The sequence below is a fragment of the Streptomyces poriticola genome, assembly GCF_036689765.1.
In the GTDB taxonomy this organism is placed as follows: domain Bacteria; phylum Actinomycetota; class Actinomycetes; order Streptomycetales; family Streptomycetaceae; genus Streptomyces; species Streptomyces poriticola.
In genome coordinates this window covers 1-10,609 of the sequence record NZ_JBAGKH010000057.1, presented here as the reverse complement: position 1 = coordinate 10,609, position 10,609 = coordinate 1, and the positions used below count along the sequence as shown (strand labels likewise).

The 10,609-nt window shown below is 70.4% G+C and carries 7 protein-coding genes and 1 pseudogene; 1 reads left to right on the top strand and 7 read right to left on the bottom strand.

The features are described from left to right. Positions 1 to 206 precede the first annotated feature (206 nt). On the top strand, positions 207 to 854 hold the full coding sequence (locus V5O46_RS31090; RefSeq protein ID WP_332888084.1) for an HNH endonuclease: 648 nt from the start codon (positions 207 to 209) through the stop codon (positions 852 to 854). Positions 855 to 1,250: 396 nt separating this feature from the next. Here the strand turns inward: V5O46_RS31090 and V5O46_RS31085 are convergent, their stop codons facing one another. The 7 genes and pseudogenes from V5O46_RS31085 to V5O46_RS31055 all read right to left on the bottom strand — a co-directional run bounded on the left by V5O46_RS31085 (position 1,251) and on the right by V5O46_RS31055 (position 10,207). After that, the gene (locus V5O46_RS31085; RefSeq protein ID WP_332888085.1) at positions 1,251 to 2,147 is read right to left on the bottom strand and encodes a replication-relaxation family protein; all 897 of its coding nucleotides are present in this window, start codon (positions 2,145 to 2,147) and stop codon (positions 1,251 to 1,253) included. 443 nt (positions 2,148 to 2,590) lie between these two features. Then, a complete protein-coding gene (locus tag V5O46_RS31080; protein ID WP_332888083.1) occupies positions 2,591 to 3,919 on the bottom strand; it encodes an AlbA family DNA-binding domain-containing protein in 1,329 nt (442 codons plus the stop codon). Between the two features lie 185 nt (positions 3,920 to 4,104). Further along, on the bottom strand, positions 4,105 to 4,347 hold the full coding sequence (locus V5O46_RS31075) for a hypothetical protein (RefSeq protein WP_332888082.1): 243 nt from the start codon (positions 4,345 to 4,347) through the stop codon (positions 4,105 to 4,107). A 167-nt stretch (positions 4,348 to 4,514) separates the two neighbouring features. Next, positions 4,515 to 5,414, bottom strand: a complete 900-nt coding sequence (locus V5O46_RS31070) for a hypothetical protein (protein WP_332888081.1) — start codon at positions 5,412 to 5,414, stop codon at positions 4,515 to 4,517. A gap of 860 nt (positions 5,415 to 6,274) precedes the next feature. Further along, positions 6,275 to 8,938: pseudogene (locus V5O46_RS31065) on the bottom strand (Helicase associated domain protein); the annotation flags it as partial. Continuing rightward, positions 8,935 to 9,801: a hypothetical protein gene (locus V5O46_RS31060; RefSeq protein ID WP_332888080.1), complete on the bottom strand. Its 867-nt coding sequence runs from the start codon at positions 9,799 to 9,801 to the stop codon at positions 8,935 to 8,937. The pseudogene V5O46_RS31065 and the gene V5O46_RS31060, both read right to left, overlap by 4 nt. Positions 9,802 to 9,895: 94 nt before the next feature. After that, entirely contained in the window at positions 9,896 to 10,207 is a 312-nt protein-coding gene (locus V5O46_RS31055; protein ID WP_332888079.1) for a hypothetical protein, read from the bottom strand. Positions 10,208 to 10,609 lie beyond the last annotated feature (402 nt).

Below are 10,609 nucleotides of genomic sequence, written 5' to 3'. Positions count from 1 at the left end.
CACTCTGCAACGGTGTTGTGTGCAGACGACTGCGGACATCCGTGTACGCGACTTCGGACAACGACGATCGGGCGTCACATGCACGCAGCCAGAGTGTCAGGGTGCGGGATGTGGCTGCGTGCACGGCTCTGGGCTCTCGCTCGCGGTCGGATGCCGTTCGTATTCCTACCGGTGGGGCTGTCAGTCCGGCACCGTACGGTGTTCGTATGGCGAAAGACGGTAACCGGCCGAGCAACCCCGACGTCCTGCTCCGAGCCGTCAGGAAGATTTTCGGCGAGGCGTGTCTGGCGTGCGGTACGACCCGGCCGCGTCCGGAGATGGCGCACATCCGTAACTGGCCGGCGATCCGTCAGGATGCGGCGGGCAAGCTTGAGCGGTTGCCTGACCGGTTCACGCACATCGCCGAGCAGCGCCGCTACGGCCTGTTCCACCACCTCGGCAACGTGGTGCCCCTCTGTCCGAACCACCACACGTTGTTCGACGGCAACTACCCCGAACTCGACGAGCCCAAGGTCCGCGCCCTGCGCGACGTGGCCCTGCACCGTCCGGACGTCCTCACCCGCGTGATCGAGTTCATCTGCGACGAGCTGCGGGGACGCCCCAACCGCTGCGTCCACAAGGACGCGGACGGCCGCCGCGAGCACACCCGCACCACCGACCTCATGGCCCTGGCCGTTCCCTTGTCCTGGGTACAGAACGGCTTCCGCCTGGGCCTGGACCTCGGCGACCCCCAACTCGTCGTCGACTGTTCCTCCGGCACCCAGCACTACCACGTAACCCTCGACCAGGCAGTCGTGGACCACTGCGCCGGCCACAGCCGCCAGTGCGTGAAGGCCGCAGCCGTGGCCCCGTAGAGGACCGTGGGAAGATCACCAGGGTGTGGCCGACGATGTTGCGGCCGACCGACCCCCATTCAGCGGTGAGGCCCAACGGATCGGACTACGGCCTGTCAAAACTTCTGACAGCAATACCGGTTTCCTGATCCGTTCCTACTCGGACCCCAGAGACCGCGAACGCCGCTGGTTGCTTCTAGTGGTGCCCCTCGTGGTGTCCTTCCTGGCGCCTCCCGTAGTGCCCTGCTTGGTGCCCCTCGCGTTGCTTCGACTGGTCGGCCGTTGGCGTTCGGATGCGCGGCTGACCAGGTCGACAAGGGGCGGATACGAGCTGGGCTGGTGGCCGACTGCTTCGCTACGGAGGGTCTGCGGGCGAAGCGGAGTACAGACCCGTGCCGCGTCTGCGGCGGCCGCACGTCAGGCCTGCCGGTGCCCGGACTCCGTCCAGCGCACTCGCCGACCGGGGTCGTGGACGGGACGCCACACGGGTGCGGAGGGGCCGTGCTGGAGCAGGTCGGCCAGCTGCGCCGCGAGGACGGGGACGTCGTACGGGAAGCGGGCCAGCAGCCCGACCGCGGCGCGCAGGGCGCGGATCCGGTTCTCGACACCGGCCGGGCCGGTGCCGTCCAGGACGAACAGGAGACGGGGGAAGAGCGGGTAGCGCCGCCGCCACTCCTCCACCGCCGGTTCCTGGAAGGTCGGCCGGCGCCCCGGGACCACGGGCACGTAGCGGTGGAGGCGCTCGTACGCGGTCAGCTTGGCGGCCAGGCGCTCGGGCCCCATCGTGGCCCGGTCGACTTCCACGAACGCCCGCAGCATCGAGCCGTTGTCCCCGTCAGCGGGACCGCGCCGGTAGTACAGGAGCGCGTCCGGGATGACGGCCTCGCCGCTCCCGACCGGATGGTGGACCTCGGGGAGCCAGTCCAGCGGCTCGCACACATCGCCGCGGCGGCGGGCGTCCTCGAGGAAGACCAGCGCGGTCTCGGTCACGGTCAGCGTGTGGCCGGCCTTCAGCCGAACAGCGGTCGGATCGGACACCGTCCTCGAGGGCCGGTGCCCGCGCAGCTCGGGCCACTCGCAGGCAAGCTGCACGCCGTACGAGGTCGGGAACCACACCCGGGTCCGCCCGGCCTGCGGCAGCGTGATGCGGTCGACCAGCCCCTCCTCCCGCAGCCGGGACAGCCGCCGCCGCGTCTGCTCGATCCGCACCTCGGGCGCGATCACCCGGTGCAGCTGTCCGGTGGTGGCCATCCGGTACTGCGCCAGCACCCCCAGCGCCAGCCGGTCCCCGCTGCCCGCGTCCACGCCGATCATCACGGCCCCGCCCACTTCCCTGCCGGTGCGGCACCGGCCTGCCCGGCGCCGCGCGTACCCGGTCACGACAGCAGCCGGCCCCGACCAGAGCCCCGACCACGAAGGCCCGACCACGGTCACGAAGCGACAACACCGCCGTGGACCAGGCCCACATCCCCGCCGACAACCCGTCCGACAACCGCCCGCGCCCTCTGCCGCGCCCTTCCGTGAATCCGCAGGTCACCATGCCTGGTCCGGCCGTGGTCGGGAGGCCGACATCCCCTCTACGCCCCCGAGTCCACGCCCCACAGCAGGAAGAAAAGAGAAGTGGGTGGGTGGGACAGGCCCCGGGCGGCGGGCGAGGGGATCGGGTGCCGCCGGTGTTCCTCGCGCGCGACGGCGGGGCCGCGCGCGCCGCCGGGCAGACGATCGCCGGTCCGAGGGTGCGCCGGGGTGGAGATCTCCTACGGCTTCTTCTCCAGCAGCTTGGTGGTGTTCACACGGTCTGTGTCGATGAACGGGTTGGTGGTGACATCGAGGCCGAAGAGGGCGTAGATGTGACGCAGCGCTTCGTAGGCGTCGCGTTCCGGGTCGCCCAAGGCCTTCCAGCGGTGGTTCCAGTCGCTGCTCGTGGCCAGCTGGGGGGCGCCCCAGAACGGGAAGGCGGGATCGTCGCCGGGGGCGAGCGTGCACCCGGGGTCCTCGGTGAAGCCCGAGGCGACGATCCGGTGTGTCCAGTCGCCCTCGACCAGAGGAAGGACGTGCGGGTCGACCAGCCGGAAGTACTCCAGTGTCATTTCGGTCAGGACGAACACGCTGATCCTGCGCGGCCCGCCGTCGTTGCTGCGGCCCAGGGCCCAGCCGAGCATCTCCGAAGTCGCCGCCGCGGCCCCGGTGACCGTGCCGTCCGACTCGATCAGCAGCCCGCGACGGGGAGCGTCGGCCAGCAGCAGACCGCCCTCGCGCGGTTCCGGCCGCTTGTATGCCGAGGACCAGTTGAAGGCGTGGGCGCCCCGGAGCGTGTCCTGGTTGCTCAGGAGGTCCCGCAGGCCGCCGTCGGCGTACATACCGGGAACGAGCCCGCGCGGATGATCGGGGACGCTCTGGAAGAAGAGCACCGGCGTCTCCTCCATCTCCAGTGCGGTGCGCAGGTCCTCCCGGGCCCTGGCACGGTCCGCGGCCGGGACGGCCGGTACCACCGGGACGGGGCTTCGCCGTGTGCGCAGGCCGTCGTTCATCAGCCGGTACACATCGTCCGGCGGGAGGTGGGCCGTGTTGTCGCCGTTGCGGATCGGGATCGTCCAGCTGCCCTTGATGAACTGGCCGTTGTCGTTGGTCCCGCGGGTGACGAGTGCCCAGCGCTCGGACTCGGCCAGCGCCGGAACCTCGATCACGAAGTAGTGTCCCGACGTCTCCGGGTCGTCCTCGGGGTGGTCGAACCAGAAGAACTTGGCCTTGAGCAGCGGGCGCACGTACTCGGTGAGGACGTCCTTGTAGGAGTCGATGTTCACCAGCTTCTTGTCGAAGGGCGTCACCTTCTCCGCGACCTCGTAGAGCTCGTTGGTCCGCTTCTTCGCCTTGAAGCCGCACACGATCAGGCCGCCGCCGGCGTTCGCGAACGCGGCGACGTCCTTGGCGAGCTCGAACTTGCCCTTGTCGGTGCTCAGGTCGTACGGCCCCTTGGGCGAGGCGCTCTTGAAGTCGACCCACTCGCTCTCCGGCGTGCCCACGATCTCGTACGGCTGCTGAGCGGTGAGGTAGGAGATGAGCTGGACCATGCTGTCGGCGGCCATGCCGCCGGAGCCTACGCGCCCCCGGGCGTCGCCCGCACGCCGTATCGCGGCGTGCACTGAAGTGCGGGACCCCTCGCCCGGCGAGGGGCTGTGGGCCGCCGATGGCCCTTTCCGCCGCGCTGTCGGCGACCCCGGCACCGGGGCCGCCGACAGCGGTGTACGACGGGATCAGCGGGTGCGCCGGGTCAGCGCTGCTGGATCCACCAGATGATCCACCCGGTCGCGCTCGCGCCCAGGGCGCCGGCGGCACCGCGGACGATCCCGTAACCCGCCGTACGGGCGAGAGAGCGCAGGCGACGGCGGCGGCCGCCGTCCAGGAGCCGCTTCACCCGGTCCCGGAGCCGGGATCCGATGCGGTGCAGCGTGCCGTTGTGCTGGTGATGCCGGGTCGACGCCGGCCGGTCGGTGCCCGTAGGCTCGTTGAACATGCTGATGGTGCCCTCCTCGGGGAGTGACTGTCGGTTTCTTCACTGGGCGGCTCCCTGCTGGAACAGGGGGCCGTCGCCCGTTTGCGGGGCGGCGGCCTGCGCCGTACCCGGCCCCGTGCGGGGCCGGGGGCTGTGGGGCCGGAGATGCCGTGGCTCCCCGGCGGTGCTCAGCGGGAGGCCAGCGCCCTGGCGAGCACCGGGACACCAGGGCCGATCCGCAGCGCGGTGCTGGCGGCTCCCTCGGGGGTCCAGGCGGCCTCCGCCGCCTCCCGGTCCTTCTTGTTGACGTTCAGGTCGAACGGCGAGGCGAGCGCCCAGCGCACCCGGGTGTTCTGGCCGAAGACGGAGGCACTGTCCAGGAACTGCTCGGAGACGAACTCGTACAGCAGGCCCTTGTCCTTCAGCTCCGCGATGCCGCGGTTGACGGTCGACGGGGAGACGCCGTACCAGTCCGCGAACTCCCGGTCCTTGCGCATGATGATGGAGAAGGGGCTGCGCATGGCCATGAAGATGAACAGCATCGCCTTCGCCGGCATCGACAGCGTCTTGTAGTAGTGCTGCTCCCAGTACGCGAAGGGCACCCTGAAGTAGGTGTCCTTGCGCGTGCCCTGGTCACTGCCCGACGGCAGCGAGTACGGGGCCCCGGATCCGTCCTCCAGCAGCTTGGTGATCCGGGTCATCCGGCCGTCCGGGGCGGTGCTGATCAGCTTCAGGTCCTTCAGCCGCGCCAGGTGCCGGGAGACCGCGGCGCTCGCCGTGCCGTTGGTGGCGAACGAGATCCCCGTCGCGCGACCCCAGGTCTCCGACCGCGCGGTCACCCCCCAGTCGGCGCTCGCGGTGACGCAGTGGATCAAGAGGAAGAGCTCCAGCCGCTCGGGGCTGCGCAGCAGCTTGGGGAACGGGCCGGGCCGCGTGACCAGACGCAGGCCGGGCTCGGCGTCCTGGACGAACGCGCGCCGGATGGGGACGGCACGGCCGGAGCGCTTGGACTGGTCCAGGAGCATCCGTATCGTGTCGTCCTGGCCCACGGGCTTCTGCCGCTGCAGCACGGTGAGTTCGCTGTTCACGCTCCCCATAATGCGTCGGCGCAGGCACAGTTCGGGCACCGATACCCGGTGCGGGCGGTCGGCCCGGCTCCCGCTCAGACCGGGTTATCGGAGAACCTGTGAACACTGTGACGCCAGTTGGAAGCCACGGTTTCCCCGGATGCGCTGGTGGGCGCCTGTCCAGCGGCTTGGAGTGTTAACGCTTCAGATGTTGATCTCTTCTGCTTCAGATCCCGTCACTTGACAATTCCAACTCGCGACTTCGTGCACGGAAGATGACAGAACGGGTGCCGGTCGGCCCGCCTCCAGGCGCAGGAGCGCGGTCGGTGTTCGGCAGTTGCCTCACCACCGCGAGCAGCACGGGACCCCGAGCTTCGAAAGGCCCGGGGTCACCTGGGGAACGGTCAGTGACCGGCTCAGTAGGAGTCCTCCCGTTCGGAGGGCGGCCCGTACTGCTCGATCAGGTCGCAGGTGCAGGCGCCGCCCTCGTACAGCACCGTGTCGCACTCGTCATGGTGATGCCGTACCCGTGGCCGCTTCGGCGGGGCGGCCGACGCGGGAGGCTGGTCGGTCCCGGCCCGGGCGGCGGCGCGGAGCTCCTGGTCCACGACGGCGGAGGCGATCTCGTCCTTGCGCCACTGCTCGGGGGAGTTGTGGCGTACCAGGCCGCCCGCGTAGGCCATGCGCAGCAGTTCGGCCTTGGTGTGCTTCCGGGTCAGCTCGGTGAGGCGTTTCATGCGCGCCAGGCCGCGGGCCGCCTCGGCTTCGCGCTCCTGGTCCGTCATCGCGTCGGCGTCGCGCTGCTCCGGCACGGACGTCTCCGTCGGCGCCGGCTGCTCGGAGCCTCCGTCCGTGGGGGCCGGGGCGGCGGGTGCCGGGCCTGCCCAGTCGACGCCCAACGCGGCCAAGGCGGCGAGCTGTTCGGCGCTGAGCTTGTCCCGCCTCGCGCGGGTGTTCGATACCCACACGCCCAGCTTCACGGTCACCGGCTCCGCCTCACCGTCGACCGCGATCTCTTCGCTGGCCCCGCGCGGCACCGGCCGGTGGGCGCCTTCCCGCTCCACCCACTGCGCGAGGGCCTGTACGCCTCGCTGGAACGCCTGTTGGGCCTTGCTCGGGCCCTTCGTCGACCGGGCGGCCGCCGGGGCGGGAGACGGCGCCTCAAGCGGCTGTACGCCCAGCCTGGAGAGGCGCTCCTGCTGCTCGGTGGACAGCTGCGCCCAGGTGCTCGCCTCGCGCTGCCGCGCGAGCCACTTGCCCAGGTCGTCGCCCTCGAACAGAACACCCGGCTGGATGGCCGGCAGGACGCCGTCGGCGTCGACCAGGTCCGCGAGGACGCGGTAGTGCCGCTGCCAGTCGAGCGGCCACGGGCAGTCCCAGTCCGGGTCGATCGCCGCCAGCTGCGCCGCCCGCACCGCGGCGCGCTCGGGGTCCTTCCCGAGGCCGCCCTTGCGGCGGAGATTGGCCGCATGCTGCCCGACGGGCACCATCGCCTCGCCCTCGCCCCACACCTGGTCCTGACGGGGGGCGAGATGCCCGGTGGCCCGGTGGAACGAGCGCAGCGCGGCGAGCTTGTTCTCCCATGCCTCCTCGCCCGGTTCCCACACCATCCCGGCCTCTTCGGCGTCCAGCAGCTCCTTGCGCCGCTCCTCCAGCTCCCCGGCCCGCAGCGCCTTCCGCTGCTGGTGGACCCAGCGCCCAAGGGGAAAATCTTTCGTGACCCCGACCGGGGTCTCCGTGTCGTAGGGAACGGCGTACAGGCCGGTGATCTCGTTCTCCGCCCGCCAGCGGAGCAGGGCCTGGTAACCCTCCAACCAGACGAGGCTGTCCGGCCGGTAGACGCGGGTGCGCAGGAACGCGGCGATCGTGGCCGCGTCCCGGGGAGTGCTGAAGTGGAGCAGAGCGGATTCGGCGGCGGCCTGGGTGTCGTCGTGCTCCTGGTCCTCGCCGTCACCCGCGCCGTCGGCGCCGATGATCTGGCCGTTCTCGTCGCGCTGGACGTGGACCTTGCGCTTGCCGCTGGTGAGGGCGCGTGAGGCGAGCTGCTCAACGAGTCGTTCATCGTGACTGCGGAGCCCTTGCAAAACGGCTACAAGGGGGCGAAAACTGGCGCTGGCGACCATGTCGGTCGGGTCCTCGTTCGGCTCCAGGAAGATCGGCACGATGATCCTGGCCACCTTGGTGGAGCCGTCCCGATTCAGCCGGAGGGCGCGGCCGATGTTCTGCACGATCTCCACCTGGGAGCCGCGGGTGTCCGCGAAGCAGATCGCCTCCACACCCCGCTCGCCCGTGATGTCCACGCCTTCCCCGAGCACGCGAACGCTCGCGAGGAACGCCCTGTGCACGCGCCGGTTGCTGGCGTCGATGCCGTTGGCGAACTGGCGGATCTTCTCGCGCCGTTCGGCGACGGTGTGGTCGCCGCACAGCCACGCCGACCACACCCGGTCCGGGGGTACGTGGCGGCCGGCCTCCAGGCCGTAGAACTCCGCGTCGATCGAGGACGCGGGGAGCGCCTTCTCCGCCTTGACCATGGTCTCGTCATCGGTCTCGGTGACGTACAGCTCTGCAGCGGTCTTCGGCAGCGCGTCCGCGAACGCGGCGGCCTCTTCCACCTTCTGGTGGAACGTCATGACCGTACGCAGGTTGTACGCCGCGGCGTGCTCCAGGAGCGCGGTCTGCAGCAGGGCCAGGCGCCGGCCCCGCAGTGCCTCCTCCGACAGCCCGAGGACGGGGGAGGGGTCGCGGATCTCCAGGACGTCGATCTCGAACGCGGCGAGGATCTCCCGCTCGATCGCCTCCGAGAGCCCGAGTTCGGCCAGCCACGGCCCGTAGGTCTGCGAGTCCTGGCCCATCGACGCGATCTCCAGCTCCTGGCCGTCCTTCCCGCGCTGCGGCCGGGGCGAGGCCAGGATGCGCGGGGTGGCGGTGAGGTACAGCCGGAAGTCGGCGGGGATGCGGGCGTTGTCGTGGATCGCCGCCCAGGGACGGCCAAGATCACCGGCGGTGCCGTGGGCCTCATCCACGATCGCGAGGTCGAAGCCGGCCATGCGCTGCCCGTACAGGCGCTCTCCGCCCGCCAGAGCGGCCTCCAGCGGCCCGCGAGTGCGTCCCTGGCCCGTCGGGTCCTCGAAGTCCTCGCGGTCCACGAGAGAGGAGTACGTGGCGAACACGATGACCGGCCCATGGGCAGCCCACAGGGCGAGCTGGATCGGGTTGGTGGTGGTGCGCACCCCCAGCCCGTTCAGCACCGGGTCGTTCTCCAGCGAGCACACCGCGACCATGGGGGAGCGGTGCCCCACCGCGCGCCACGCCTGGGCGGTCTGCACGAGCAGGTCCAGGGTCGGCACGGTCACGAGGATCCGGCCGTCCGGGAAGCACTCCAGCGCACTCGCGGCAGCCATGATCGTTTTTCCGGAGCCGGTCGCTGACACGATCGTGCCACGGGCACCCTGAGGGGGCACAGATGACCTTGCAGGGAATCCCACCCACCTACGAAAGGCCGACTTCTGATCGACCTGGTGTTTCTTGAGTGGAATCCTGCTCATCGTCCGTCCTTTTCACCCGTGTCGTACAGCCAGCTGTCGTGAAGCCTTTCCAGCGTGGTTTCCTCCTGGCCGTGCTTTGCCCAGATCCCTTTGAGCCAGAGCGGGGTCGTTTCGATCCTCTCGCACAGCACGAAGCAGCCGGGTAGGTCGATCAGCACGAGCTCGCCCGCGAACATGCCGCCGGGCCCGTAGCGGCGCCACAGCCGCTCCAGCCGCGCCCGGTGCTCGCGCAGGTAGGCGTCCAGTGTCTGCGGGTAGGTCTCCGGCTCCGCCAGGTGCACGGTCCGCAGGGCGATGTCCACGAGCTCCTGGGACGACTCGTGGTCCCACTGCTCGGAGCTGGTGCCGGTCACGGCGGCGTAGTGCTGCTCGCACACGGTGAGGACGCGCTCGATGAGCTCCGCCGGCGGCTCGCTCTCCTCGCCACGAAGGGAAGGCCGGCCGACACCCGTGTGCCGATCGGGCAGGGCGCGCAGTTCTCCGGTGCGGGCGCGTGCCTCCACCAGGTCCAGGCCGTGGTCGGCGAGGTGGGCCAGGAGCAGGCGGGACAGGACCTCTCCGTCCCGGGCGTGCAGCTGAGCGTTGTCCTCTCCGCTGTCGGGGGAGACGATCGCGCGAGTGAGGACGGTGTCGATGAAGAACTCGGACAGAGCGCCGATCAACTCCGGGCGGGCAGATGCCGGCTGGTCGGCCAGGGCGGCAACAGCGGCGTCCATGACCGCAGTGAGGAACAGCCCGCGAGCGGCCTGCAGTTGACGCGCCTCGCTCTGCGGGCTCTCCTCGACGGCCTCCACCACGCGGTACAGGCCCTGGTCCCCGTACAAGCCACCCGGCTTCTCCTTCGCCCGGCGCACCTTCGCCACGGCCTCCTCAACGGACCGCGCGTAGGTGTAGTTCGTCACCACCGAGGCCCCGGGTGCGCCGGATCAGTCCGCTGCGCCACGACCCGATAGCGGATCAGCTCGGAATCGGGCTCCACCGCCCCACCGTCCGCACCTTCCTGACGGTCCCGCAGCGCCTGGCGCCAGACTCGGAGGAGTAGACGTCCCACCCCGTGCCGCCCATCAAGTTCCAGATGCGCCGCAGCTCGTTCCGCCGAACAGCAGCCAGCCGCTCCTCCGTACTGAGCGGCCTCGGCTGGCCTTCGCGGCTTTCCAAGCCACCAGCAGCCACCAGCCGCTCGTGAATCTGCTCCGCCGTCAGTCCGGTAACCTCATGCTGGATTTCCTCCCGCGCCTTGAGGCGCATTTCGACGCTCAACGAATTCAAGTCGTCCCCTCCTTCGCGACCCCGCCAGGGTGGTTGGGGGGTGTCTCATGTTTCCGCCAACAGTACATGCTGCATCAACCTGAGGTCACGCGGTACACTGGAACCCACACGAACGAGCGACCCCCACCCCCATAGCCAGCCCAACCCGCGACAGTGGGGCCCCAAGGTTCTGGAGGCGAAGCCGGAAGGACCGTCAGGCGGGGGAGCGCAGCGGACCCGCCGGGAGCGCCCCGCGCTCCCCCCAACTCCCATATTGGAGGCCCCACTAGCCGCACCTGACAGCCCCTCAGTGGGCGAGCGCGCACCGCGCGCCGCGCCGGACGCATCGCGGCCGGCCCCACCGGATCCTGGAGCGCAGCGCAGGGATCCGCCCACGCATCGCGTGGGCAGCGGGAGCGCAGC

Excerpts from the sequence above, each read along its gene's own strand:
- V5O46_RS31090 (WP_332888084.1), top strand. The coding sequence starts at position 207 with ATGGCGAAAGACGGTAACCGGCCGAGCAACCCCGACGTCCTGCTCCGA.
- V5O46_RS31085 (WP_332888085.1), bottom strand. The coding sequence starts at position 2,147 with ATGATCGGCGTGGACGCGGGCAGCGGGGACCGGCTGGCGCTGGGGGTG.
- V5O46_RS31080 (WP_332888083.1), bottom strand. The coding sequence starts at position 3,919 with ATGGCCGCCGACAGCATGGTCCAGCTCATCTCCTACCTCACCGCTCAG.
- V5O46_RS31075 (WP_332888082.1), bottom strand. The coding sequence starts at position 4,347 with ATGTTCAACGAGCCTACGGGCACCGACCGGCCGGCGTCGACCCGGCAT.